Annotated in this window: 22 protein-coding genes and 2 tRNA genes; 12 read left to right on the top strand and 12 right to left on the bottom strand. The window is 61.4% G+C overall.

Features of this window, described 5'->3' with window-relative positions; genetic code table 11:
* Window positions 1–1,485: a sulfate adenylyltransferase subunit CysN gene (gene cysN, locus AC1DF8_RS24165; protein WP_112971038.1), complete on the top strand. Its 1,485-nt coding sequence runs from the start codon at window positions 1–3 to the stop codon at window positions 1,483–1,485.
* A 27-nt stretch (window positions 1,486–1,512) separates the two neighbouring features.
* Here cysN and AC1DF8_RS24160 read toward each other — a convergent pair whose 3' ends face one another.
* The gene (locus tag AC1DF8_RS24160) at window positions 1,513–2,565 is read right to left on the bottom strand and encodes a LacI family DNA-binding transcriptional regulator (protein WP_112543131.1); all 1,053 of its coding nucleotides are present in this window, start codon (window positions 2,563–2,565) and stop codon (window positions 1,513–1,515) included.
* A gap of 521 nt (window positions 2,566–3,086) precedes the next feature.
* Between AC1DF8_RS24160 and AC1DF8_RS24155 the strand changes: the two genes are divergently transcribed.
* Window positions 3,087–4,592, top strand: a complete 1,506-nt coding sequence (locus AC1DF8_RS24155) for a DegQ family serine endoprotease (RefSeq protein WP_112543002.1) — start codon at window positions 3,087–3,089, stop codon at window positions 4,590–4,592.
* Window positions 4,593–4,643: 51 nt separating this feature from the next.
* Here the strand turns inward: AC1DF8_RS24155 and pdxR are convergent, their stop codons facing one another.
* Window positions 4,644–6,050 carry a MocR-like pyridoxine biosynthesis transcription factor PdxR gene (gene pdxR / locus AC1DF8_RS24150; RefSeq protein ID WP_478155334.1) on the bottom strand — a complete coding sequence of 469 codons (1,407 nt, stop codon included), beginning with the start codon at window positions 6,048–6,050 and terminating at the stop codon, window positions 4,644–4,646.
* Between the two features lie 106 nt (window positions 6,051–6,156).
* Here pdxR and AC1DF8_RS24145 point away from each other — a divergent pair, with 106 nt between their 5' ends.
* Together AC1DF8_RS24145 and yghU are read left to right on the top strand one after the other, a co-directional pair.
* Window positions 6,157–6,825 carry a GNAT family N-acetyltransferase gene (locus tag AC1DF8_RS24145; RefSeq protein WP_478155333.1) on the top strand — a complete coding sequence of 223 codons (669 nt, stop codon included), beginning with the start codon at window positions 6,157–6,159 and terminating at the stop codon, window positions 6,823–6,825.
* A 238-nt stretch (window positions 6,826–7,063) separates the two neighbouring features.
* Window positions 7,064–7,942: a glutathione-dependent disulfide-bond oxidoreductase gene (gene yghU, locus AC1DF8_RS24140; RefSeq protein ID WP_113145832.1), complete on the top strand. Its 879-nt coding sequence runs from the start codon at window positions 7,064–7,066 to the stop codon at window positions 7,940–7,942.
* 329 nt (window positions 7,943–8,271) lie between these two features.
* Here yghU and AC1DF8_RS24135 read toward each other — a convergent pair whose 3' ends face one another.
* Window positions 8,272–8,457: a hypothetical protein gene (locus AC1DF8_RS24135; protein ID WP_112542999.1), complete on the bottom strand. Its 186-nt coding sequence runs from the start codon at window positions 8,455–8,457 to the stop codon at window positions 8,272–8,274.
* A gap of 197 nt (window positions 8,458–8,654) precedes the next feature.
* Window positions 8,655–8,731 (bottom strand) — tRNA-Pro (locus AC1DF8_RS24130).
* 261 nt (window positions 8,732–8,992) lie between these two features.
* On the opposite strand from AC1DF8_RS24130, the gene AC1DF8_RS24125 reads away from it, so the two are divergent.
* Entirely contained in the window at window positions 8,993–9,403 is a 411-nt protein-coding gene (locus AC1DF8_RS24125; protein ID WP_478155332.1) for a hypothetical protein, read from the top strand.
* A 95-nt stretch (window positions 9,404–9,498) separates the two neighbouring features.
* Here the strand turns inward: AC1DF8_RS24125 and AC1DF8_RS24120 are convergent, their stop codons facing one another.
* From AC1DF8_RS24120 to AC1DF8_RS24110, 3 genes are all read right to left on the bottom strand, one after another.
* Entirely contained in the window at window positions 9,499–12,894 is a 3,396-nt protein-coding gene (locus AC1DF8_RS24120; RefSeq protein WP_478155331.1) for an acyl-[ACP]--phospholipid O-acyltransferase, read from the bottom strand.
* A gap of 91 nt (window positions 12,895–12,985) precedes the next feature.
* On the bottom strand, window positions 12,986–13,267 hold the full coding sequence (locus AC1DF8_RS24115; RefSeq protein WP_008529123.1) for a YiaA/YiaB family inner membrane protein: 282 nt from the start codon (window positions 13,265–13,267) through the stop codon (window positions 12,986–12,988).
* Between the two features lie 34 nt (window positions 13,268–13,301).
* Window positions 13,302–13,988, bottom strand: coding sequence for a PspA/IM30 family protein (locus AC1DF8_RS24110; protein ID WP_478155330.1), 687 nt, complete (start codon window positions 13,986–13,988; stop codon window positions 13,302–13,304).
* A gap of 111 nt (window positions 13,989–14,099) precedes the next feature.
* Between AC1DF8_RS24110 and AC1DF8_RS24105 the strand changes: the two genes are divergently transcribed.
* Window positions 14,100–14,717 carry a TetR/AcrR family transcriptional regulator gene (locus AC1DF8_RS24105; protein WP_478155329.1) on the top strand — a complete coding sequence of 206 codons (618 nt, stop codon included), beginning with the start codon at window positions 14,100–14,102 and terminating at the stop codon, window positions 14,715–14,717.
* Window positions 14,718–14,723: 6 nt separating this feature from the next.
* On the opposite strand, the gene AC1DF8_RS24100 is transcribed toward AC1DF8_RS24105, so the two are convergent.
* Window positions 14,724–14,798, bottom strand: a tRNA-Gln gene (locus tag AC1DF8_RS24100).
* 157 nt (window positions 14,799–14,955) lie between these two features.
* On the opposite strand from AC1DF8_RS24100, the gene AC1DF8_RS24095 reads away from it, so the two are divergent.
* From AC1DF8_RS24095 to AC1DF8_RS24085, 3 genes are read left to right on the top strand one after another with little or no spacing between them, the layout of a single operon-like run.
* Window positions 14,956–15,252, top strand: a complete 297-nt coding sequence (locus AC1DF8_RS24095; RefSeq protein WP_112542994.1) for a cupin domain-containing protein — start codon at window positions 14,956–14,958, stop codon at window positions 15,250–15,252.
* 2 nt (window positions 15,253–15,254) lie between these two features.
* On the top strand, window positions 15,255–16,169 hold the full coding sequence (locus AC1DF8_RS24090; protein ID WP_478155328.1) for an MBL fold metallo-hydrolase: 915 nt from the start codon (window positions 15,255–15,257) through the stop codon (window positions 16,167–16,169).
* Between the two features lie 2 nt (window positions 16,170–16,171).
* Window positions 16,172–16,627 (top strand): thiol-disulfide oxidoreductase DCC family protein, encoded by a 456-nt coding sequence (locus tag AC1DF8_RS24085; RefSeq protein WP_478155327.1) that lies wholly within the window; start codon window positions 16,172–16,174, stop codon window positions 16,625–16,627.
* Window positions 16,628–16,797: 170 nt separating this feature from the next.
* Here AC1DF8_RS24085 and AC1DF8_RS24080 read toward each other — a convergent pair whose 3' ends face one another.
* Window positions 16,798–17,703 carry a DUF1499 domain-containing protein gene (locus tag AC1DF8_RS24080; protein ID WP_113015056.1) on the bottom strand — a complete coding sequence of 302 codons (906 nt, stop codon included), beginning with the start codon at window positions 17,701–17,703 and terminating at the stop codon, window positions 16,798–16,800.
* 225 nt (window positions 17,704–17,928) lie between these two features.
* Between AC1DF8_RS24080 and AC1DF8_RS24075 the strand changes: the two genes are divergently transcribed.
* Entirely contained in the window at window positions 17,929–18,318 is a 390-nt protein-coding gene (locus AC1DF8_RS24075) for a hypothetical protein (protein ID WP_112542991.1), read from the top strand.
* Window positions 18,319–18,370: 52 nt separating this feature from the next.
* Here AC1DF8_RS24075 and AC1DF8_RS24070 read toward each other — a convergent pair whose 3' ends face one another.
* Entirely contained in the window at window positions 18,371–18,616 is a 246-nt protein-coding gene (locus AC1DF8_RS24070) for a hypothetical protein (protein ID WP_007818080.1), read from the bottom strand.
* A gap of 108 nt (window positions 18,617–18,724) precedes the next feature.
* On the opposite strand from AC1DF8_RS24070, the gene AC1DF8_RS24065 reads away from it, so the two are divergent.
* Window positions 18,725–18,922, top strand: a complete 198-nt coding sequence (locus AC1DF8_RS24065; protein ID WP_112542990.1) for a hypothetical protein — start codon at window positions 18,725–18,727, stop codon at window positions 18,920–18,922.
* A 73-nt stretch (window positions 18,923–18,995) separates the two neighbouring features.
* A complete protein-coding gene (locus tag AC1DF8_RS24060; protein ID WP_112542989.1) occupies window positions 18,996–19,271 on the top strand; it encodes a hypothetical protein in 276 nt (91 codons plus the stop codon).
* Here AC1DF8_RS24060 and ppdK read toward each other — a convergent pair.
* Both ppdK and AC1DF8_RS24050 read right to left on the bottom strand, forming a co-directional pair.
* Entirely contained in the window at window positions 19,265–21,931 is a 2,667-nt protein-coding gene (gene ppdK, locus AC1DF8_RS24055) for a pyruvate, phosphate dikinase (RefSeq protein ID WP_478155326.1), read from the bottom strand. The two genes, AC1DF8_RS24060 and ppdK, sit on opposite strands and share 7 nt — an antisense overlap.
* Before the next feature lie 439 nt (window positions 21,932–22,370).
* Complete coding sequence (locus AC1DF8_RS24050; RefSeq protein ID WP_478155325.1) at window positions 22,371–25,829, bottom strand: chromosome segregation SMC family protein; 3,459 nt, start codon at window positions 25,827–25,829, stop codon at window positions 22,371–22,373.
* Window positions 25,830–25,894 lie beyond the last annotated feature (65 nt).

Below are 25,894 nucleotides of genomic sequence, written 5' to 3'. Positions count from 1 at the left end.
ATGAGTGCAGCAATTCCCGCAAACGTCGTCGCCGTGCCCGCCGCCGAGCCTCTGAAGGCCGTGCGCGACTCGCGCCCGTTGCGCCTCATCACCTGCGGCAGCGTCGATGACGGCAAGTCTACCCTGATCGGCCGCCTGCTCTGGGACACCAAGGCCGTCAAGGAAGACCAGGCAGCAGCGCTTCGCCGCGATTCCACCGGCAAGCAGAACGATCTCGGCCTGCCCGATTTCGCGCTCCTGCTCGACGGGCTGCAGGCCGAGCGCGAACAGGGCATCACCATCGATGTCGCCTATCGCTATTTCTCGACCGACAAGCGCTCCTTCATCGTCGCCGACACACCCGGCCACGAGCAGTATACCCGCAACATGGCGACCGGTGCCTCCACCGCCGATCTTGCCGTGCTGCTGGTCGATGCCCGCGCCGGCATTCTCGAGCAGACGCGCCGCCATGCGACGATCGCCTCCTTGCTCGGCATCAAGCAGTTCGTACTCGCCGTCAACAAGATCGACCTGACGAACTATGACCGTGCCGGCTTCGACAAGATCACCCACGAGTTCAAGGAATTTGCGCTGTCGCTTGGCGTCAAGCAGATCACCGCGATCCCGATGTCGGCATTGAAGGGCGAAAACGTCGTCTATTCCGGCCAGGCAGCCATGCCTTGGTATAGCGGCCCGACGCTGGTCGAGACGCTGGAACACGCAACCGTGCGCTCCGGCCAGTCGACCGGCTTCCGCCTCTCGGTGCAGCGCGTCTCGCGTCCCGGCGAAAGCTTTCGCGGCTATCAGGGCACGGTTGCCGGCGGCTCGGTGAAGCCTGGTGACAGCGTCATGATCCTGCCGTCGGGCATGGTCGCCAATGTCACCAAGATCGTCACCTTCGATCTGGTCCGCAATGCAGCCGTTGCCGGTGACGCGATCACGCTCGTTCTCGACCGTCAGGTGGATGTGGCACGCGGCGACATGATCGTCTCGATCGACAGCCAGCCGCAGACCGGGCTTTCCTTCGACGCGCAGGTCGTTGCCCTGCAGCCGGAAGGCATTGAAGCGGGCAAGCGCTACTGGCTGAAGAGCGGCTCGCGCCGCCAGCGTGTGCAGGTCGAACCCGTCAGCCAGCTGGAACTGAAGAGCGGCACCTGGAACTCGGCTCAGCGGCTCTACATGAACGCCATCGGCAAGGTGCGCCTGGTTTTCGACGAAGCCGCGATCTTCGATCCCTATGAACAGAACCGGGCCACCGGCTCCTTCATCCTGATCGACCCGGAGACCAACAACACGATCGCCGGCGGCATGGTGACCGGTAAGCGCGCCGACGTCAGTGGCCTTCATGGCAATGATGCCCGCGTGATCCTGTCGCTTCCGGCCGACCTTGCCGAGCAGATCATGGCAAGCGAGTTGTTCGCCAAGCGCAGCCACGAAGCGGAGGTGCGCCGCATGACGGCATCGGAAGCGGCCGAACTCTGGTCGAGCGCGGCAAGCGATATCTAAGAAAAAAGGGGCCGACCGGCCCCTTTTTTATTGCTTCGGCATCGAGCGTGTCGACCCGCGCTCGATGATCGAGAAGCCGAGATCGACCCTCTGCTCTTCCGGCGGCTCCTCGCGGATGGCGCGCAGCAGCATATCGGCGGCGCGGCGGCCGAGGTCATGACGCGGAACATGCACCGTCGTCAGGGATGGCGAGGTAAACTGCGCGAATTCCAGATCGTTGAATCCGCAGATACCGAAATCATCGGGCACCTTGATGCCGCGTTCATTGCACTCGATCAGAGCTCCAAGGGCGAGATCATCATTTTGCGCGAGGATCGCATCGAGATCGGGCATCCGCCCCAGCAACTCGGTGAACAGTCGCCGCCCGAGACCGATGCTCGTGGAACCGTCGACGCCGTGCATCAGCGATGGATTGCCGAGGCCGGCCTGGCGCATGGCCTCCTCATGTCCCGCACGACTGCGGCGCGAGCGGATGTCGCTTATCCCGCCGATGAAACCAATCCGCTTGTATCCTTTCGACAGGAGGAAACGGGTGGCGGCAGTCGCGGCCACATGATGCGACATGCCGACAAGCAGCGTTTCCGGCGGCTGACTGAGATCGGCAACATGGGCGACCGGAAAGGCGGCTGCATCCATCAGCATCGCAAGGCCGTCATAATATTCCGCGTTCACGAGGATGATCCCGGCCGGCTTCTGCGCCAGGAAGGATTTGAACTGGCTGATTTCCTGATCCGCGTCGTTGAGGGTGTTGGCATATTGCACGCGCAGATCCGTAGCGCGCAACCGCTCCTCGATGCCCATCATCACACCGGTAAAGCAGGGGTGGTGAAGCGAGGGCGTTATGACGCCGACGATGCCGCTGTGACGGCCGGCAAGCGCGCGCGCGGCAAGGTTGGGGATGTAACCCATTTCGTCGACAGTGCGCAGGATGACCTCGCGCAGCTCTTCTGAGACGATTTCGGGGTTGCGAAGCGCGCGCGAGATGGTGATCGGACTGACCCCTACCCTCTTTGCGACGTCGCTCAGCTTCACATGGGAACCGCGCTTCTTTTCCCGCCCCGGCTTCACTGAATCCCTCATCGCTTCCCGCATGCCACCGCGAGCCCCGCCTCCCGTCGATTCGCAGATCTCCCTTTCTGAAGAAAAATTAATTTAGAGTCTACTAACATTTAAAAGTCCATCTCAACCGAAACGCGAAAAAACATGAACAAATATCGCAAATGTTTCGGTTTAATACGTCGCTTGCAGGCTGATGGATCACGGAAAAGTGGAATATATTTTACTATTCTGGCGCCCCCCGAGGCAGGCAACACGAGCGCCGGGATAATTTCGGCAATGCTTGGCCAGTCAAGATTAAATTATAGTAATGTGTTACGATACCGTAATACAAACATGATCAATGTTTAATTTGTAAATCCCGCAGAACGGATCATATAGGTATCAAGCGCCAATTCTTACCGATCATAGTATTCGCCAAATCATACAGGCGAAATATAAGTAATCAACGGTAAAAGCTGGTGGAAATACTCGTTGACGCCAAGGTCCATGGCATGGAACCAAGACGCCATTCAATGCCAACGCTCTCGCAAGGGACTTCCACTATGTCAAACATTCTTCGCAAGCACCGGGCCGCAGCACTTGTCGGAGCGGCCATCGTTCTCGGCGCGGCCTCCCTGCCGTTTGCCCTTTCCTCTTCCTCGACGGCTCTTGCCGCGCCGGCTGAGGCAGGGGGCGCTCTTACCTCCAGCGGCTCCTTTGCTGCCGTCGTCGATGCCGACAAGCCGGCCGTTGTGACCATCACCACCACGATGAAGGCCACGAATGCCAGTGCAGACGGTTCGCCGATGGACGAGCAGTTCCGGCAATTCTTCGAACAGCAGGGTATTCCGCTGCCGCATCAGGCACCGCAGCAGCAACAGCCACAGCAGCATGCCATGGCGCTCGGCTCCGGTTTCGTCATCAGCCCCGACGGCGTGATCGTTACCAACAACCACGTCATCGATAACGCCATCGACATCAAGGTCACGCTCGACGACGGTACCGAACTGCCGGCCAAGCTGCTCGGCGCCGATCCCAAGTCCGACCTCGCCGTTCTGAAGGTCCAGGCTCCGCATCCGCTTGCCACAGTCGCCTGGGGCGATTCCGACAAGCTGAAGCTCGGCGACCAGATCCTTGCCATCGGCAATCCGTTCGGCATCGGCACCACGGTAACGGCGGGCATCGTCTCGGCCCGTGGCCGCGACCTGCACAGCGGCCCGTACGATGATTTCATCCAGATCGATGCGCCGATCAACCATGGCAATTCCGGTGGTCCGCTGGTCGATCGTGATGGCAATGTCGTCGGCATCAATACCGCCATCTACTCGCCAAACGGCGGCAGCGTCGGCGTCGGCTTCGCCATTCCTTCCTCCGAAGCAAAGGTGATCGTTGCCAAGCTGCAGAAGGACGGTTCGATCGATCACGGCTATCTCGGCGTGCAAATCCAGCCGGTCACCCAGGATGTCGCCGATGCTGTCGGTCTCTCCAAGGCTGAAGGCGCGCTGGTTGCCGCCGTCACCAACGGGACGCCTGCCGCCCATGCCGGGATCAAGACAGGTGACATCGTAACCGCCGTCGGCAGCGAAAATGTCAAGACGCCGAAGGATCTGTCGCGCCTCGTTGCCGACCTGTCGCCGGGTGCGAAGGAAACGCTGGCCGTCTGGCGTGACGGCAAGACGGTCGATCTCAACGTGACCGTCGGCGGCAATGAAGACACGCAGAAGCAGGCCGCCGTCGAAAGCAGCGATGATCAGGGCCAGGCTGCCGGTCAGCCGAGCCTCGGCATCGGCCTTGCCGACCTGACGCCTGATATCCGCCAGCAACTGAACCTGCCCCACAGCGTTGCCGGCGCCGTCGTTGCCAACGTCAACCCGGACAAGTCAGCCGCTGCTGCCGGCATCCAGCCCGGTGACGTGATCGTCTCTGTCAACGACAAGCCGGTGCACGATGCCCGTGACGTCAAGACCGCCGTTGCCGATGCCGGCAAGTCCGGCCGCAAGTCGGTGTTGCTCCTGATCGAACGCGGCGGCAACAAGACCTTCGTGGCCGTGCCCTTCGCCGCCGCTTGAAGGGCACCCACGTGAGCACTGCGCCCGGACCCGCTCCGGGCGCATGTGTTCTCAGCTCAGGATCCGATCGAGATCGGCTGCCAGTCTTTGAACGGCAGCCGTTTCCGCTTGCGAGATGCCGAAAAGGATGCCGGGATCGGCTTTGCCGATGAAGAAGCCTGACATCGGCATCAGTCCATAGCCCAACGCATTGGCCTTGGCGACGAACGTCCGGTCGTCCACCGTCTGATCGCAAAACCAGGCTCCAAGCTGCAGTCCGCCATTGCCACCCGAAACGGCCAGCCTGCCCGCGAAACGGCTCTCCAGCATGTCGGTCATCAACGCCATGCGTTCGGCATATTGCTGGTTCATGCGCCTGAGATAGGCACGCAGCCGGCCTTCATTGATAAAATCAGCAAGAGCCGCCTGAATATGAGTGGCGACGGCAACACCCCTGCGATGCAGCGCTTCCGACGCCTCCGGCACCAGCCAGCGCGGCACGACAGCGTAGGCGACGCGCAGGCCGGGAGCCAGCACCTTGGAGAAGGTGCCGATGTAGGCCACGACCTCCGCCCTGTCGATGCCCTGCAGGGCGGCGATCGGCCGCGAGCCATACTGAAAGTCGCTGTCATAATCATCCTCGACAACAAGGCTTTCGTGCCGGCGTGCAGCTTCCAGCAGTGCCAGCCGCCGCGGCAGGCTCAGCGTCGCGCCGGTCGGATACTGATGCGATGGCGTCACGTAGATCAGCGCCGGCTGCGGGCCTTCCACCCTGGAGACGTCGATGCCCTGCTCATCGCAGGGGACCGGCACGATGTCGGCACCCGCATCGTCGAGCAGCAGCCGGGCGGCGCTATAGCCCGGGTCTTCCATCCATGCGGTCTTGCGCCCGCTCCTTCTCAGCATTGCCCTTGCGAGCATGTCGATCGCCGCGCGCGTAGAGGGCACGATCATGACCTGCCCCGGCTCGGCGACCACGCCGCGCGTCGTCGAGATATGTTCGAGGATCGCTTCGCGCAGCTCGTGGAGCCCCGTCGGGTTCTCATAGCCGAGATGATGGCTGCGCAGAGACCGGCTGGACGAAGCGAGGTGACGGCTCCAGGCACCATGCGGGAAATCCGATACATCGGACACACCGGGCCGGAACAGGCCGCGGTAGGAGGGCCGGTCCGATCTCGCCTCCTCAAGAGGAGCGCGGTCGTCCCGCTGGCGTTCCGGCCGCATGCGTTCGAGGGCGGTAACCCGTGTCGCCGCACCGGCGGAGGCCTCGATATAACCTTCGGATTTCAGCCGCTCATAAGCTTCCACCGCCGTAGACCGCGCGACCTCGAGCGAGGCCGCAAGAGCGCGGGTGGACGGCAATTTGTGTCCGGCCGGAAGCTGGCCGAGCAGGATTCGGTCGCGCAGGCTTCGATAAATCTGGCCGGACAGATCGCCGCCGCTTCGATCGAGGTTCAGCCATGCAGGTGCCGATGTCATCAGTCAACTGGTCTGCCAATAAGTTTAAAACTGGACTTTTACTCCAGTCCATTTGCAAGGCAAGAGCAGCGGGAACTCAATGCATCACTTCAATGGGACGACGGATATGACAAAGGAACTTACCGACTGGAAGGGTGTTTCGCGCCCCGACCGCGCGCCGATTGAAGGCCGCTACACCCGCCTGGAGCCACTGGATGCCGCAAAGCACGGCGCCGATCTGCTCCGCTCGGCCCAACAGCCGGGCGCGGAAGACCGCTTCCGCTATCTCTTCGAACAGGCACCGGCCGATATGGAAGCCTTCATGCCCTGGCTGGAAAAATCCGTCGCGAGCGAAGACCCGCTGTTCTTTGCCGTGGTCGACAAGGCGACGGGACGTGCCGAAGGCCGGCAGGGGCTGATGCGGATCGATACCGCCAATGGCGTGATCGAGATCGGCAACATTCTCTGGGGACCTGAGATCGCGCGCAAGCGGGTGGCAACCGAAGCGCTCTATCTTTGCGCCGCTTACGTCTTCGACACACTCGGCTACCGCCGTTTCGAGTGGAAGTGCAACAACCTCAACGAACCTTCGAAGCGCGCGGCACAACGCTTCGGCTTCGCCTTCGAAGGCATCTTCCGCCAGCACATGGTGCAAAAGGGGCGCAACCGCGACACCGCCTGGTTTGCGATGACGGACGGCGACTGGCCGAAGCTGAAGGCTGGATACGAGGCATGGCTGGCACCCGAGAATTTCGACGCCGAGGGCCAGCAGAAGAGCAAGCTCAGCTTCCAATAGAGATCCAAAAGCGTCTCACGATCTTTCAATGGACGTGGCACGCCTTGGTCTTCTGTTTCGCATGTGCTTATCGCAAAACGCAGTGCACGTTTGCGCGAGTACTGCCACCCGCGGCGATTAAAAATCCGCCGCCCTGATGACAATAACTTCATTGCTACCAATATGTTCAGGGGTCCCAGTTGAGGTTAAGGATTGGGCCGCTCATTCAACGCACGAAGTTATTCCGTCAGGAGATCACATGACCAGCTCGTCCGACTATACGCCCCCCAAGATCTGGACCTGGGACAAGGAAAACGGCGGCCAGTTCGCCAGCATCAACCGCCCGATTGCCGGGCCGACCCGTGAAAAGGAACTGCCGGTCGGCCGGCACCCGCTGCAGCTCTATTCGCTGGGAACGCCGAATGGCGTGAAAGTGACGATCATGCTGGAAGAGCTGCTGGCGCTTGGCCATAGCGGCGCGGAATACGATGCCTGGCTGATCAGGATCGGCGATGGCGACCAGTTCGGCAGCGGTTTCGTCGAGGTCAACCCGAACTCCAAGATCCCGGCGCTGATGGACCGCAGTGGCGAAAAGCCTGTTCGGATCTTCGAATCCGGCGCGATCCTCACCTATCTTGCGGAAAAATTCGACGCCTTCCTGCCGACCGATCCGGCCAAGCGCGCCGAATGTTTCTCTTGGCTGTTCTGGCAGGTAGGCAGCGCGCCCTATCTCGGCGGCGGCTTCGGCCATTTTTATGCCTATGCACCGACGAAGATCGAATATGCGATCAACCGGTTCGCCATGGAGACCAAGCGTCAGCTCGACGTGCTCGACCGGCGTCTCGCCGAGAGCAAATATATCGCCGGCGACGAGTTCACCATCGCCGACATGGCGATCTGGCCCTGGTATGGTGGTCTCGTGAAAGGCTGGATGTACGGTGATTCCGCCGAATTCCTGCAGGTGCAGGAGTACAAGCACATGAACCGTTGGGCCGACATGATCGGCGACCGCCCGGCCGTCAAGCGCGGCCGCATGGTCAACCGCGTCAGCGGCGACCCCTCTAGCCAGCTCCACGAGCGTCATGACGCCAGCGATTTCGAGACGAAGACGCAGGACAAGCTGCAGGCAGCCGGCTGACGGGATCACAAGGTCAGGCGCGCCGCTGCGAACGGCGTGCCTGCGCTCGGAGAAAAAACGGCGCGAGGCGGAAATCGCAAATTTTCCCACTAAAAATGATGGGTTTTTAGGCGAACTGTACCGAATTCGGCAAAAGTGCCCTCGCCTCATTCTTCCAGTCTTGCTGAAATGCCCAAGCTCTCCTGCCACCTTTCGGAGAGCTTTCCCCATCTACCCCGCCGAAAGCCACCGGCGGGGCTTTTTTATTCCAGCGTCAGCAACTCTCACCCGCGTCGGAGCGGGCTGGCGCCGACGATCTTGAGCAAAGCTTTGGGTGAAACAGGTTCCAGTCAGCGCCACTTCGGCTGAGGCTTCGGAGCATTCGCCTGGATCTCATGGAGCGGTGCCCGATGGCCCAGGAGCTTCTTGAGCTTCTCCTCCTCGGCCGGGCCTATGCCGAATTTTCGGCAATGCTCGGTGATGTCCTGATCTTTCGGGCCGGGAATTCGAACTTGTCGATTGTTCATCTTCTTCATTGATGCTTCCTCCTCCGAAGGAAACCAGCTTAGCGCCAATTTGTTCGTTAGCAAAATCTAAAATTCCGGGCTTGCATGGTTCAAACCGGTGCATTTGCGGGAACGATCTGATGGGCGTGGCGAGCGCGTCCCAGGGGACATTGAGGAAGGACAGAAAGCCAGAAAAGAAAAAACCCCGCCGAAGCGGGGTTTTCGGCTGGTCGGAGTGGAGTGATTCGAACACTCGACCCCCACGTCCCGAACGTGGTGCGCTACCAGACTGCGCTACACTCCGTGACCAGCGGCGCCTCTATAGACCGGCCTATTATGTTGCGCAAGCACCAAAATTCAAAAAGGCGCGGGAATTTTTGACGGGCTCGTGACAAGGTGTTTCAGCCCACCGTGCAGCAAAAAGCCACACCCTCGGCAAATTCTTCAGAAGCAGCCAAGTGGCAATTTTCTTTTGCCGGGTTACAGGCTAAAGGGCTTGACGGGACAGGCGAAACCGTCGCGAAGGCGGCTTCGCAGCCACTGGCTAGATATCAGGGACGACACGATGAAACTCCGCACCATGACCGGGGCCGCCGCGCTTGCGATTGCGCTTGCCGGATGCACCACCATACCTTCCGCCGGCAACCCGATCGAGGCGCGCTGGGTCGGCCAGTCGGCCGGCAAGTTCTTTGCCGCCTATGGCCCGCCGCTCAGCGACCGCGACGAAGGCTCGTCGACGATCTACACCTGGAAGGGCGGTTACAAGACGGTGCGCGTGCCCGCGAAATATGCTGAAGGTGCTGACGGCAAGCGCGGCAAGCAGATTGCGACCGCCCGCACGCTTTACCTGCGCTGCCAGGCCGAAATCACCACCAGTTCCGACTATACGATCCGCGATATCCGCACCGTCACCGATATCCCCGGTGTGAACGGTCCTTCCTACTGCGCCGAATTCCTGGCGCCGGAACAGAAGTAAACCGGATTATTCGTCCGATAATGCCAACAGGCGGCCCGCAAGCCGCCTGTTTTGTTTTCACTTATGATCACTGCTGCCGGAGAATGAAGCCGGTTTTACGCCGCCTGCTCCGGCTGGGCCGCGCTCTCGGCCAATCTGCGCGCCGTCACAAAATCCACCTTCCCAGAGCCGAGGACCGGCACATTGCCGATGTTAACCTCGGCCGGCACCATCATGTCCATGGCGCCCTTCGATTTGGCAAAAGCGAGGAATTCGGCGCGAGTGGCAGTCGGCGCATCGGTCAGAAGTACAAGCCGCTCGCCCTTCTTTGCGTCCGGTATCGAGGAGACGACCGAAAGAGCGCCCGGCCAGAGTTCTGCGGCAAGGGCCTCGACGGCCGCGAGAGATATCATCTCGCCGCCGATCTTGGCAAAGCGCTTGGCGCGGCCGCGGATCTTGACGAAACCGTCCTCGTCGATGGTGACGATGTCTCCGGTATCATGCCAGCCGTCTACAAGCGGTTCGAGCACACCGGGATTTTCGGCACGCAGATAGCCGGCCATGACGTTGGCGCCGCGGACGACGAGGCGGCCACCGTCATCGATGCCGGCTACGGGTTCGAGCTTCCATTCCATGCCCGGCAGGATTTTGCCGACAGTGCCGGACTTGTTGTACATCGGCGTGTTGATCGAAATCACCGGCGCCGTCTCGGTGACGCCATAGCCTTCCAGAATGCGCAGGCCGAATTTCTCCATGTAGGTGGCGCGGGTGGACGCCTTCACCGGCTCGGCACCGGAGAAAATATAGCGGATGGAGCGGAAGTCGTAAGGGTGGGCCGTCCGGCTGTAGCCGTTGAGGAAGGTATCGGTGCCGAAGATGATCGTAGCATTCGAGACATAGATCAGCTCCGGCACGATACGATAATGCAGCGGCGACGGATAGAAATAGACCGGCACACCCGAGATCAGCGGCAGCACGGTGCCGGCGGTCAGCCCGAAGGAGTGGAAGACCGGCAGGATGTTGAACACCTTGTCGCCGCTGTGGAAATCGATGCGGGCGGCGGCCTGGGCTGCATTCGACAGGATGTTGCGATGGGTCAGCACCACGCCCTTCGGCGTACCTTCGGAGCCCGAGGTGAAAAGTATGACGGCCGGATCATCAGGCTTGCGCTTCACCAGCGGCCGTGCCTTGTGCAGATAGCCCCTGATCTTGCTCATAAGGCCGATTTCGGTGCGGAGATCGTCAAGCCAGACGATCTTAACCTGCTTTTCCATCTCCTCGATGACCGGGCCGAGCTTGGCCTGGGTCACGAAGGCGCGGGATGTGAGGACATGCTTCACTTCCGCCGCCTTGCAGGCGGACAGGATATTGGCCGCACCGGCGGTGAAATTCAGCATGGCCGGCACCTTGCCTGCCGTCATCACGCCGAGGAGCGTTGCGGCGGCGCCATTGGCGTTCGGCAGCATGACGCCGAGATTGCGTTCCGGGAACATGCTCCGGAATTTCGCGCCGAGCACAGCAGCCCCCGTCAGCAGCTTGCCATAGGTGAGCTTGCCAGTAACCGGATCTTCGACGGCGAGCTTGCCCATGCCGAATTCGTGGCTGGCCTCGATGATGCGGTCAATGACGGTCGAGGATGTATCGGCGGTCCTGAACATCAGGTTCGACATGACCTGGTAAAGGGCGGCACCGGCTGCCGTGCGGCGCTTGCGGCCCTTGAGTTCGGCCGGAACTTCGAGCTTCACCGGTTCGAGAATGGTGACCTTGACCTTGGGGAACAGCCGGCGGCGGATCTTGCCGTCGTTCAGGTAAGAGAGATAGCTCTTCTCCAGGCCGTCGATGCGCACCGGCACCACCATCGCTCCGGTCTTGTCGGCAACCATGGCGGCGCCGTCATAGACCTTCATCAGCGTGCCGGTTACTGTCAGGCGCCCCTCGGGAAAGATACCGATCGGGCTGCCGTCCTGCACGACCTTGATCAGCGAGCGCGTCGCCATCGGCTTGGTCGGATCGAGCGGCAGGAATTTGCACATTTTCAGGAAGGGTCTTACCCACCAGGCTTGGGCGATCTTGTAATCGACCGCAAAGACCGGCTCTTCCTCGGTGATGGCGAGCGCCAGCGCACCGTCGAGCAGGCTGACGTGATTGAGCGCGATGATCGGGGCCGGCCCTGCTTTCTTGATATTTTCGAGGCCTTCGACTTCCAGCCGCATGAAGGCACGGAACAGGATCGAGACGAAATCGCGGAAGGCATTGGTCGGCAGCGTCTTCAGCATCAGCCAGGCAACGGCGAAATTGATGATGCCGAGGCCGATCAGGATCTGCGGAATAGAGGCACCGAAGGCCTGGACGACGGCAACAGCACCGAGGCCGACAGTGATGAAGAGCGCCGACAGGACATTGGCGGCACCGATGACACGGGCGCGGCGGTCCTCATGCGCCCAGGTCTGCAGCGCGGCGAAAGTCGGAACTGCGATGAAGGCGCCTGATATCGCCATGCCGGCGAGATCGATTGCGACACGGATAGTGTTCTGGCCGGCGAAGAAAGCCAGGATGGTTGTCGCATGGCTGGTCGATTGCAGACCCCACAGGTTCCAGGCGAGATCGAGGCTGAAGATGGCAAGCAGGGCCGTGCCGATCGGCGCAGGCAGAAGCACAATGCGGCCTGATGACATCCAGGCGGCGATGGCGGAGCCCACTGCGACTGCCACGGCAAAGACCGTCAGATAGGCGGGCACGACAATTTCCGAACCACCGAGCAATTCGGTGACCATGGTCGGCAGGATAGAGAGCACGAATGCGCCGACCAGCCAGAACCAGCAGTTCATCAGCGCCGAACGCCACAGGCGCTTGTCGCTGCGGATTTCCATGACGAGGTTGTAGCTGGAGCGGATGACGTTGGTATCGACCTCGAGATCGGGAGCCTTGGAGCCGGTTGCCGGGATCATCCGGCTGGCAAACCAGCACAGCACCGAAAGACCGATCATCATCGTGCCGAAGACGAGGACATTGTCGCCGCCGGAAAAGGCGAATGCGGCAACGATGGTGCCGCCGAGGATGGCGATGAAGGTGCCGCCCTCGATCCAGGCATTGGCCTTCGGCAGGTCGCGGCGTTCCAGGTGATCAGGCAGAATGCCGTATTTGATCGGGCCGAAAAGCGCGGAGATGACGCCAAAGCCAAACAACGCCGCCATCAGGATCCAAATGGAGGAGAAGGCAAGACCGACGACAGCAACGGCCGCCACCGCAATCTCGCATCTCTTCAGGAGTTCGGCGACCTTGGCCTTGTCGTGCTTGTCGGCGAGTTCGCCGCCGATTGCCGAGAGCAACAGGAATGGAATGATCAGGACGACGCCGGCAAGTGTGACCAGTGCCGCGCCCTCGGCAGCCGACATCTGGAAGAGGATCAGGAATACAAGAGTATTCTTCAGGAAGTTGTCGTTGAACGCGGTGAGGAACTGCGTCCAGAACAGCGGCGCGAATTTCCTTGATGTCATCAGGTTGGTTTGCACGGCAGATCCTCCATTGGCTCGCAGAGAAGGCCACAGAGTTGTTACGCAAAAGTTGAGTATAGCAACAACTCTGTGGTGTAGTTAATGAAGATTAGTCTTCACCGTTACGATTGAACTTGACGAGCAGCTTCTCGGTGCGGGCGTCTTCAACCTTGCGGATCAGCTTTTCGGATTCAGCATTGTCGCGCAGCGTCTTGGTTATATTCACCGTCGTCTGAACCAGCATCAGGATGCCCATTGCCAGGTAGCCTTTGCCCCAGAGATCGAGCGGCATCATATAGAGGCCGAGCGCCAGCATGAAGGCTGCGGCGCCGAAGGAGATGTAGGAGAAGCTGACCCAGCTGGCGGAATGTTTCTGGAAACTGTCGTTCATTGTCGTGATTCCCTCAGGTTTGATGATGCTGATTTTAAGCGGCGGGATTGATGCGGCTGCGCAGGCGGGCGAGCACGTCATCGGCGGAAGAGCGCAACGGCGCACCGTATCCGGCATTGGCAAGCTTCTCGATGATGCAGGCAGGAGCGGTCGAAGTCTCCATCGCCTTCAGGGCCGAGGCCGTCATCTCATTCTGGTTCTGACGGATGCGAAGGCGCGCAAGCGTCTCCTCGGCATCGTCAAGCGTCGCAAGGCCTGTGCCGGCAACGACGGCATCGAGCTTCTGCGTCTCTTCGGTGGCGCGGGCCAGACGCTCGCCACGCTGTAGTTCCTGCAACCGCATTTCGGAGATGCGGACAATTCCCTTCAGCTTGTCGATAGCAGTCGTGAACTGCGCCTGAGCCTTTTCGGATTGATCGCGCTCCGCCTCGAGATAGGCGATCGCTTCGGCAGCCTCACGGGCCAGTGCTTCATTGCCCTTGGCAAGCGCAGCAGCGGCGCGGGTCTCAAGATCGTCGATCCGGGAAACGATCGTTGCGTGCTGAGCCCGCTCCTGCTCGTTCTGGGCAATGGCGATCGCCACGCTGCGGCGGGCCGACTGGATCGATTGTGCGGCATCGCGGATCTGCTGGGCGAGCAAAGGTACGGCATTGCGGTCGGCAAAGGCCTGTTCGGCATCGTAAGCCCTGCCCCGCAACAAAGTCGAAATCAGTTTGAACATTTCTTTCCTCCGGTTTATGAACGTTGTTCACGAGTTGAGTTATGGCAGAATCCTGAACGCCGTTCAAGAATAATTTTGAACGTCGTTCATAAAATCGAAGCGAGATGGTTAATGGCCGGGAAAAGAGAAGAAAAACGCGAAGATCTGAGGGCGCGGCTGATCGATGCAGCACGAAGCCGGATTATGCGAGAAGGGCTTGCAAACCTCAGGGCGCGCGAGATCACCCAGGATGCCGGCTGTGCGCTCGGCGGCCTCTATACGGTCTTCGCCGACCTCGCCGAACTCGTCATCCATGTGAATTCCACGACGCTGAAGGCGCTGGAAGCAAGGCTCACCTTGCCCGAGACCATGGACAGGACACCGACGGACCGGCTGCGCAATCTGGCGCAGGGATATTTAGGTTTCGCGGTGGAAAACCGGAATCTCTGGAAAGCGCTCTTCGAGCACTACCCGCCAGAAACCAGCCCGACGCCGCAATGGCATCTCGATGAACATCTCTTCCTGATGGACGTGATCGCAGAACCGCTCGCCGAGCTGCAGCCTGATATGACGGCGGAAGACAGGGCGATCCGCGCCCGCACCCTGTTCGGCGCCGTCCATGGCGTCGTCAGCATCAGTCTCGAAGGCCGCTTCGTCGGTCTGCCGGCCGAGCGCCTTGCGCGGGAAGTAGATGAGCTTGTGGTGACGATTGCCGCGGGTGCGGCGACAAGGCGTTTACAAGCTACTTGAACGTTGTGGCTGGGGCGCCTGGATTCGAACCAGGGGATGGCGGTACCAAAAACCGCTGCCTTACCGCTTGGCTACGCCCCACCAGAGCTGAAGCGAATGCCGCTTCGCCAAAACGTGGCCTGATTAGCAAAGGTCGGTCTGCCCCACAATCACTAAGTTCACTGCGACGTCATATTTGTATGCGCGGCCATGCCGGCATGGTAGGACTTCAAGCATCGAACAGCCAATGGAGACACCGTTGAGCCAATATCGCGCCCGTCCACCAGCGCTTGCGACGCTGATCCTCGATGATGCCATCGTGCGCATCACCCAGTGGGATTTCGAGCCGGGTGCCGATACTGGCGTCCATACCCATGGCTTCGGCTATGTGGTCGTGCCGATGACCGATTGCCAGTTCCTGATCGAGGATGCCGAGGGCAGCCGGCGGGTGGATGTGGCCAAAGGGGCTGCCTATCGCCGCGAGGCCGGTACCGAGCACAATGTCGTCAATGCCGGCGAGCAGCCCATGTCCTTCATCGAGATCGAATATAAATAGACATGTCCGGCGCGAACTTCGATCTTTTCTTCGATCCGGCCTATGGGCGGGCGGTTCCGGTCGCAGAGGGCATCCAGCGCCTGACGGCGAATAATCCGAGCCCTTTCACCTTTCACGGCACGAACAGCTATATCGTCGGCGGCTCATCGGTCGCCGTTATCGATCCGGGACCGGCGAATGCGGCGCATTTCGAAGCGCTGATGACAGCGCTTGCCGGCCGGCAGGTGACGCATATTTTCATTAGCCATACTCATCGGGACCACTCGCCGCTTGCAAAACGGCTGAAAGCGGAAACCGGCGCACTAACGGTCGGCGAAGGACCGCACCGCCCCTCGCGGCCGCTGCGCGAGGGGGAGGTCAACCCCTTTGCCGAAAGCTCCGATACGGATTTCGTGCCGGATATCGCTATCCGTGACGGACAGACGATTTCCGGCGACGGCTGGGTACTGACGGGGGTGCTGACGCCCGGCCACACGGCCAATCACGCAGCCTTCGCGCTCGACGGAAGCGGCATCCTTTTTTCCGGCGATCATGTGATGGCCTGGGCAACGACGATCGTCGCACCGCCGGACGGATCCATGGCGGACTATATGGCCTCGCTCGACAAGCTGCTTGCCCGCGATGACGGCCTGTTGCTGCCCGGCCATGGCGGGCCGGTAACTTCGCCTGCGCCCTTCCTGCGCGGGCTGAAGACGCATCGGCGCCTGCGGGAACGCTCGATCATCGAACGTATCCGGACGGGGGAAAGCACCATCCCCAGGATGGTCGAGATGATCTACCGCGATACCGATAAGCGACTGCATGGCGCGGCGGCACTTTCGGTACTGGCGCATATCGAAGAACTGATGGAGCGTGGCGAAGTCACCGCCGATGGGCCGCCTTCGCTTGTTGCGCATTATCGGTTGGCCGGAGGCTGAGAATGGCAAGGTCCGCGGATTACAGCTATCGCGACGATCCTTCCGTGCCGGCCTTTGCTGATGACAAGCCGCTGATCCTCTTCGATGGCGAATGTGTCTTCTGCTCCGGCTGGGTTCAGTTCCTGTTGAAGCGGGACAAGGAAAAGCGCTACCGCTTCATCGTCGCCCAGACGCCGCTCGGCGAGGCGCTCTACCGGCACTACGGGCTGGAGACGCGGGATTACGAGACCAATCTGCTGATCGACAAGGGCCGTGCCTATTACAAATCCGATGCGACGATCCGGATGCTGGAAGGGCTTGGTTTGCCTTGGGCTCTGGCCGGTGTGTTGCGGATCGTGCCGCGGCGGATTGCGGATGTCGTCTATGGGGTGGTTGCGCGGAACCGGTTGAGGATTGCAGGGCGGCGGGAGAGTTGCATGGTGCCGACGGCTGACGTGCGGGAACGGTTTTTGGGGTAAGGCGAGTTCTGCGCTCCTTCGTTGGCGCCAGGTGCTCGATTTATAGGACAGGTTCGCGATAAGGGCGTTTTCGTGTGCCTCACCGTATCCCGGCCCTTCGCATGGCTCAGGGCGTTCGCCCCTGTAATCGATCCACTGGATCGATTACTGCCGCTTTGCGGCACCGGGGCTCACCCACCCGCAATCCCGAGAAGCTCTGAATCGAGGGCACCAAGATATTGCTCGGCCTCTTCGGCGCTGAAGCCGAGGTCGTGCTGACCATAGCGGGAGGCGACGCGCACGTCGACGAAGGTGGTCTCGGCCTCTTCGCGCAGGCGGATGATGAAATCGAAACGCAGGCCGAGGACGAGGGTGCGGGTCGTGCCTTGCAGGATCACGCCATTGGCGCCGCGGATCATCTTCGCCACATCATCCTCATAGGGGCGCGGCGTCGGCACGGGGATGACATCGGGCGAATCGGCCACACCGCTTTCCGGCTGAGCCGGAACCGGCTTGTCCTCAAGCTCGCGGCCGGGCGTCGTATCGCCTTCGCTTTTGGTGATGGTGACGCCGTTCTGCTTGGCGACCTTCTTCACGGCCTCCAGAACACGGTCGAGCGCTCCGTCGTAACGGCGGCCCGTGAGCTCCGGATAGGCGGAAAGCTGCTTCTCGCGGTCGCCTGACGTCACGACTGGTTCACGAGGCAGCCAGATCTGGTCGGCCTGCGGCGTCGAGAGCCAGTCGGGCGCGGAAGCGGTATCCGTGGTCACGTCGTAGATTGCCGGCAGGGTGAAATAGCGCTCCGCCGCAAAGGCGCCGATGCCGAGCGGAAAGGCGGCATAGATGAGCGCCGCCAGCGCATTCGTCCCGCCCTCGGCACCGGTCATCCAGAGGCTGCGCAGGCCGATGGCAGCCAAGAGGGTCGCGAGGACCGCGCAGCCGACAGAAACGAGCAGCACGAGGATGAGATAGGGTGTCGCCAGACCGCCGAAGCGATGGGCAATCAGCACCGCTACCGAGAGCACGAGCGCAAACGCCCCGAAATGCCGCGATAAGCGGGCAGCGCTGGAAACGGGACGATCGAAACGGATGGCCATCAAAACTACCGGTTGGTCGGCGGCGAGCAATCGAATGAAGCTGCTGCCATCGACTTTTCTAGTGCAAGATTCGTCTAAATTGAAACTCTTGTCTGAGCATTGCCGAAGCAATCCACGTCAAAGGTCCAGGTCTGAGGGCGCTCCCTCTGTAAGCTATTGCTGATATGCCGTAAAAAGGCCATTCTACCGGGGTCTGATACATGTCCCACGAAACAGGAGAGACAGATGATCTCGTCCGAAATGAGGGAAAGGCCGCAGGCATCTTCGCTTGGCGGCATCGAGCGTGGCGAGCCGCTCTTGCCGCTGGAACTTCTCGAACTCGAACTCTCGCTGGAAGGCTATGCCGATGGCGAGGCCGGATTCTGCGAAGCGGTGCGCAGAGCTGCTGCCGAAACCCGAGGCGAATTTCTCTTCGACCTGCCGGCGGCGGGGCTCGTCGAGGATTGCAGGCGAATCGCCGTGCTGCGCATCCCGACGTCGGACAAGACGATGCGGGTGGTTCTGGCCTTGCTCGACCAGAACGGTACGGAAATCCGAATGCAGGCGCCTGATGAGGACACCGAACATCTGGTGCGCTTCGCCGATGCCTTCATCGAGGTCCTCGAGCGGATCTGAATCCCAAGCGTCTCGTTAGCGCAAAACCGCTGCAGATTTCGCGAGCCATGCTTCAATCGCGGCCGGCCGCAGCTTCCGCGAGCGAGCGGAAAGGAAATTTGCGGCCGCATTCGCATTTCAGCATGAATGTTTCCTGATGCACCGAGGGGCGCTGCACAAAGAAGCCGCGCGGCAGCTGATCGACCTTGAAATCGGGAGTCTTGCGCTTGGCATCATCAATCTCGGAGGCCTCCGCAAAGCCGCTATTGCCGCATTGCGGACAGGTGAGTTTCTTCGAGAATCGATCGCGGATCGCCATGGTGCTCTTTCCTGTGAGTTGCCTTTGCTCTTACATAGGAATGCATGGCGGTGAAAGTGGAACCAAGCCTGCACCCTGCCGTTCCTTCTTCAGTGAAGGAGGTAAATCATGCCCAACAGAGACCCCATTCCGGCACCGGGCGCAGAGTCGCCGCTTGGCCCGCAGCCGACACCGGGTATTCCCGATCGCATCCAGGAAAAGCCGCCGTTGACCCCGGCCCAGGATCCGAGCGATACGAAGAACCCGGAGGATCCGCCGCTCGATCCGGCCCTTCTGCCGATCGGTGACCCCGCGGGCGCAGCCTGATAATGTAGTCGGGTTGACGACGTCAGACGGATCGATTCTCCTGGCCTGGCGTTCATGCTCGAGGAAGATACCGATGCGCCCATATATCCTGCCCCTTCTTGCCGTTCTGGCCGCCGGGCTTGCCGCCTGCCAGACGCTGACGCCCGAGGAGCGGCGAGCACGTGACGAGCAGACCTGCATCGGCTACGGCTTCAAGCGCGGAACGGATGGTTTTGCGACCTGCCTGCAGCGGATCGAGCTCGACCGCCGTGCCCAGGCCCGCTACGACAGCGACTGGGTGATGGCCGATATGGCCTATAATCTGAACGGTCCCTATTACTACCCGCGCTATTACCGCTACCGTCACTGAGCGGCGGCAATGACCGCCTGGGCGGCCGCAAGCCGGGCGATCGGCACGCGGAAGGGCGAGCAGGAAACGTAATCGAGGCCGATCGTCTCGCAGAAATGGATTGAGGCGGGATCGCCGCCGTGTTCGCCGCAGATGCCGAGCTTCATGTCGTTGCGGGTGCGCCGCCCGCGCTCGGCGGCAATGCGGATCAGTTCGCCCACGCCATCGAAATCCAGGGATATGAAGGGATCATGCTCGATGATGCCCTTGCGCTGGTAGGTCGGGATGAAGGCCGAGGCATCGTCGCGCGAAATGCCGAAAGTGGTCTGCGTCAGGTCGTTGGTGCCGAAGGAGAAAAATTCAGCCGCCTCGGCGATGACGTGGGCACGCAGTGCGGCACGCGGCAGCTCGATCATCGTGCCGACGAGGTAATCGATGCGCATCTTGGCTTCCGACATGACATCCTGTGCCACGGCATCGATCTTCGCCTTGACGTAATCGAGTTCGGAGCGAAGGCCAACGAGCGGCACCATGATTTCGGGAACGACGGCGGCACCCGTTTCCTTTGCAGCCGCGACCGCCGCCTCGAAAATCGCGCGGGCCTGCATCTCGACGATCTCGGGATAGGAGATGGCAAGGCGGCAGCCGCGATGACCGAGCATCGGATTGAATTCGTGCAGCGCGTCGACACGCTGGCGCAGTGCCGAAGGCTCCATGCCCATGGCATAGGCGACCTCGGCGATCTCCTCATCACTCTTCGGCAGGAATTCATGCAACGGCGGATCGAGGAGGCGAATCGTCACCGGCAGTCCGTGCATGACGGAGAACAGGCCGGTGAAATCGCCCCGCTGCATCGGAAGGAGCTTGTCGAGAGCGCGCAGCCTGCCCTTTTCGTCCTCGGCCAGGATCATCTCGCGCATGACATGGATGCGCTCGCCCTCGAAGAACATATGCTCGGTACGACAAAGGCCGATACCTTCGGCACCGAAAGAACGGGCCGCGCGGGCATCGGCCGGCGTGTCGGCATTGGTGCGCACCGTCATGCGGCGAGCACGATCCGCCCAGCCCATGATGCGGCCGAAATCGCCTGACAGTTCCGGCTGGATCATCGGCACCTCGCCCTTGAGGACCTGGCCGGCGGAACCGTCGATGGTGATGACATCTCCCTTTTTCAGCGTCACGCCGATGCCCATCAGCCGCTCATTGCGGGCGTCGATGCGCATGGTGCCGGCGCCAACGACGCAAGGGATCCCCATTCCGCGGGCGACGACAGCCGCATGGCTGGTCATGCCGCCGCGTGTGGTCAGGATGCCTTCGGCAGCGTGCATGCCGTGAATGTCTTCGGGGCTGGTCTCGACGCGCAGCAGGATGACCTTGCGACCTTCCGACTCTGCCTCAACCGCTTCTTCCGCCGTGAAGACGATCTCGCCGGTCGCTGCACCGGGCGACGCCGGCAGGCCGGAGCCGATCACCTGGCGGCTGACACGCGGATCGATGGTCGGATGCAAGAGCTGGTCGAGCGTCGATGGCTCGATGCGCAGGACGGCTTCGTCCTCGGTGATGACACCTTCGTCCACCATGTCGACGGCGATCTTCATGGCTGCCCTGGTCGAGCGCTTGCCGGAGCGCGTCTGCAGCATCCAGAGCTTGCCGCGCTCGATGGTGAATTCGATGTCCTGCATGTCGCGGTAATGCGACTCCAGCTCGGCGCAGATGCGGCCGAACTCGGCGAAGGCCTCGGGCATCAGCTTTTCCATCGAGGGCTTTTCGGAACCTGAGGTTATGCGCCCCTCCTCGGTGATGCTTTGCGGCGTGCGAATGCCGGCAACCACGTCTTCACCCTGCGCATTCACCAGGAATTCGCCGTAGAGGATCTTCTCGCCCGTCGAGGGGTTGCGGGTGAAGGCAACGCCCGTCGCCGACGCGTTGCCGAGATTACCGAAGACCATGGCCTGGATATTGACGGCAGTGCCCCAGGCTTCCGGAATATTGTGAAGTTGGCGATAGGTGACAGCGCGCGCGTTCATCCAACTCGCAAACACCGCGCCGACAGCGCCCCAGAGTTGTACCGCCGGATCCTGCGGGAAGGCCTCATCCAGTTCTTCTTCGATCAGCGCCTTGTAGAGCGAAACGACATGCTGCCATTCGGAAGCGCTGAGCTCGGTATCGAATTCGTGGCCAAGGCGCGCCTTCTCATCCTCGAGAATTTCCTCGAAGAGATCGTTGCCGAGCCCCATGACGACATCGGCATACATCTGGATGAAGCGACGATAGCTGTCCCAGGCAAAGCGCGCATCGCCGGCGTCATGGCCGAGCGCCTGCACCGTCTCGTCATTCAGGCCGAGATTGAGCACCGTATCCATCATGCCAGGCATGGAAACACGAGCGCCTGAGCGAACGGAGAGCAGAAGAGGCTGTTTGCCCGCGCCGAAACGGCGGCCGGTGATCTGCTCGATATCCGCAATGCCTGCGAGCACCTGTTCCTTCAATGCGGGATCGATCTTGCGGCCGTTCTTGTAATAGGTGGTGCAGGCTTCGCTGACGATGGTGAGGCCAGGAGGGACCGGGAGGCCGAGGCTGCACATTTCGGCGAGATTGGCGCCCTTGCCGCCAAGGATCTCCTTGTCTCGCGCCCGGCCTTCAGCCTGCCCATTGCCGAACGTATAGACCCACTTGGTCATCTTCCCCCCAACACCATTTCGGGACCAGCTTAATCCCTTGGTGTTGAAATGAAAATCGACAAATGCGGCGAAATGTTGCGTCGCACAATAAATCCGCAACAGGAGGCAAGATCAAACGGTTGAAACGGAGGACGCGGTGCAAGCGCATAAAAAAAGCTTTGCGGGACTGCAACAACGGTCCCGCAAAGCCTTGTTTCCGTCCGGCCAGGAAAACCGGACGGGGGGTCCATCTATGCCATGTGATCTTCGACCGTTCGCCCCCAACCCGAAGATAGCATTGCAAATTCCACGGTACGCAACGACCGATTGCTACTTATCCGTACCGGCGCGGTTGCGATAAAACAACTTCTAATGCAATGCGCGCAAAAGAGCATCACCCAAATGGGGTACGCACCCGATGTCAGGGTGACCTTTTTTGGTCTTTAATTAAAATGCCGCCTCAGGCCGTCTCACGGAGACGCTCTGCAGTCTGCAGATCAACCGAGACCAGCTGAGAAACACCCTGCTCGGCCATCGTCACACCGAAGAGGCGATTCATGCGCGCCATGGTGATCGGGTTGTGGGTGATGATGACGAATCGTGTCTCGGTGGAGGCCGCCATCTCGTCCATCAGGTTGCAATAGCGCTCGACATTGTGGTCGTCGAGCGGGGCATCCACCTCGTCCAGCACGCAGATCGGCGCGGGATTGGTGAGGAAGACGGCAAAGATCAGCGCCATTGCCGTCAGCGCCTGCTCGCCGCCGGAAAGCAGCGTCATGGTCTGCGGCTTCTTGCCGGGCGGGCGGGCGAGGATTTCGAGGCCGGCTTCCAGCGGATCGTCTGATTCAATGAGCTGCAGTTCCGCCGTGCCACCGCCGAAAAGGTGGGTGAAGAGCCGCTGGAACTGGGCGTTGACGACATCGAAGGCGGCAATCAGTCGTTCGCGGCCTTCACGATTCAGGCTCTGGATCGCGCCGCGCAGTTTTCTGATGGCATCGATGACGTCGTCTCGTTCCTTGATGAGCGCTTCCAGCTTCTCGCTGAGCTCCTTCTGCTCCTCGTCGGCCCGCAGGTTGACGGCGCCCAGACGCTCGCGTTCGATCCTTAGCCGCTCCACTTCGCGCTCGACCTCGCGCGGATCCGGCATCGTCTGCAGTCCCGGCCGGCCGGCGAGGCGCAACGCCTCATGGGGCTGTACATTGAGTGTCTCACGAATGCGCTGTTCGCTCTCCTGCCGCTTCTCGCGTGCGGAGACGAGGCGCTCCTCGGCGCGGCCGCGGCGCTCGCGGCTTTCAGCAAGCTCTGAAAGCGCTGTCGCCGCCTTGTGGTCGGCGTCGCGCTGCAGCAGCTCGGCTTCAGCCAGCAGATCAGCGGCATGACGGCGGGCCTCCTCGGCCTTCTGCAATTCCGTCAGCAAAGCACGGCGTTTGTCATCGAATTCATCGGGCGCCATTTCAAGCTCGGCGGCTTCTTCGCGGGCTTCCTCCTCACGATCGCGGAGCGTCGCGATGTGATCTTCCGCACTTGCGGCGCGCTGTCGCCATGTCTCGCGCTCCTGGCCGATGGCGACGATGCGGCGCTGGCGCGCATCGTTCTCGCGGTTCAGGCTCTCATGGCGAGCGCGCGCTTCAGCAAGCGCACCGCGATCGGTCGCGACTTCGGCCTGCTGGAAGCGCAGACGGTCATCGAGCGCAGTCAGATCTGGCGCATCTTCGAGCTCGATGCGGGCATTTTCTTCCTGAACGGCAACATCTTCGAGCTGCGACTGCAACTGACTGACGGCTTCGGCGACGACATCGCGGCGGCGAATGAGATCGCCCGAGGCGCGCTCAGCAGCGGCCAGAGCCTCGCGTGCCTCGGCAAGATGACGGGCGGACAGGCGGTTCATGTCGCGGGCGTCAGTGAGCCTGCGCTCCTCTTCACGGATCGCATCAGCCGCAGCGGCAAGGCGCTCCTCTGCTTCGGTCAGAACATCGCGAGCGAGTTCAGCCTCACCTTCGAGCTCGGCGAGGCGGTTTTTCTGGGCGAGACGAAGAGCGGCCGCGCTCGGTGCGTCCGCGCCGGCGACATGGCCGTCCCAGCGATAAACGGCGCCTTCCCTGGTGACCAGCCGCTGGCCGGCCTTGAGTTCCTTCACCAGACGCGGCGCATCGCTGGCGGCCACCAGGCCTATCTGGCGCAGGCGACGGATCAGCGCGGCGGGTGCACGAACGTGATTCAGCAGCGGCACAGCACCAGCAGGCAATCCCGGATCGCTGGCACCATCGCCGTTTTCCGACCAATGGGCGGGCGCATTCGGGTCGAGCGGGGATTCAAGGTCGTCTCCGAGGGCGGCACCGAGCGCGGTTTCGAAACCGCGATCGACTTTCAGCTCTTCGGCAACCGGCGGGAATTCGCCTGTGGCGGCGCCTGCCAGCATGCGCTGGATTGTGCGTGCTTCCGTCTCAAGCGCGTTGAGCTTGCTGCGTGCCTGATCAACCGGAGCGCGGGAGAACGCTTCCGTCTCGCGCGCCTTTGCGAGCGCCAGTTCGACGGACTGGATCGCCGCTTCGGCATCGGCGACGGCGATCTGGCCGGCTTCCACCACGGCGCGCTTTTCTTCCGGGTCCGGCAGCGTTGCGATCCTCTCGCCGACACCGGCAAGTTCACGGTTGGCCTCGTCCATCTGGCGTTCGAGCCTGAGCTTGCGATCGGCGAGATCGCGGATGGCGCGTTCCAGCTGGTTGCGTCCGGCTGCGGCTTCAGCGCGCTCCGCGGTCAGGATGGTGAAGATACGCTCACTATCTGCCAGCTTGGTGGCAGCCTCTTCGAATACCTGCCGCGTCTCCTCGGCATAACGGCCGGAATCGGCGAGGATTTCGGCGATATCGGCCTCTTCGGCATCGAGCCTTGCCAGGATGACCGCATTGTCGGCGACAAGCCGTTCCTCACGCCTGATGTCTTCGGCAAGCTGCGTCAGACGACGGGTTAGTTCATCGCGACGGCGCAGGATGCGGTTGGCATCTTCCTCAAGCTGGCTGCGGGCGATCTGCAGGCGCTGGAGGGCGGCCGCGACCCTCGCCTCGCCTTCGCGCAGTTCAGGTAGTTTCAGGCTGGCAATGCCTTGGCTCTTAGCCGCCTCCATCTGGATCTGCGCCTTCTCGGCGACGACGACGGTTGCCTGATTGAGTGCGCTATCGGCTTCAGCCTCGGCTTCCTTCGCCTGCACCCAACGGATGTGCAAGAGCATAGCCTCGCGGGCGCGAATATCGGCAGAGAGCGTCTTGAAGCGGTTTGCCTGGCGCGCCTGGCGCTTCAGGCTCTCGATCTGGCTTTCGAGCTGTGACGTGACGTCATCCAGCCGCTCCAGATTGCTTTCTGCGGCGCGCAACCGAAGCTCGGCCTCATGGCGGCGGGAGTGCAGGCCGGAAATCCCGGCCGCCTCTTCCAGCAACTGGCGGCGTGCCTGCGGCTTTGCGGAAATCAGTTCGCCGATACGCCCCTGCCCCACCATCGAGGGAGAGCGAGCGCCGGTGGAAGCATCCGCGAAAAGCAGCTGAACATCCTTGGCGCGGCTTTCCTTGCCGTTGATGCGATAGATCGATCCCTGCTCACGCTCGATGCGTCGGGTGACCTGAATTTCATCGCTGTCGTTGAAGGCGGCAGGCGCGGTACGTTCGCCATTATCAAGATAGAGCGCAACTTCGGCGGTATTACGCGCCGGGCGGTTTCCCGAGCCGGAAAAGATCACGTCGTCCATGCCGGACGCGCGCATGTTCTTATAGGAATTCTCGCCCATGACCCAGCGCAGAGCCTCGACGAGGTTGGACTTGCCACAGCCGTTCGGTCCGACGACACCCGTCAGGCCACGCTCGATAATGAATTCTGTCGGTTCGACGAAGGATTTGAAGCCGACAACGCGGAGCTTGTTGAACTTCATGCCACGGCCTCACACCGCGCAAAAGAAAAAGCGGGCGCACGGCTTTCGCCGTCGCCCGCCTTCGC

The organism is Rhizobium sp. 05N49 (genome assembly GCF_056396805.1).
Note: the sequence above shows the minus strand (reverse complement) of the source record. Positions and strands in the feature narration are given on the sequence as shown.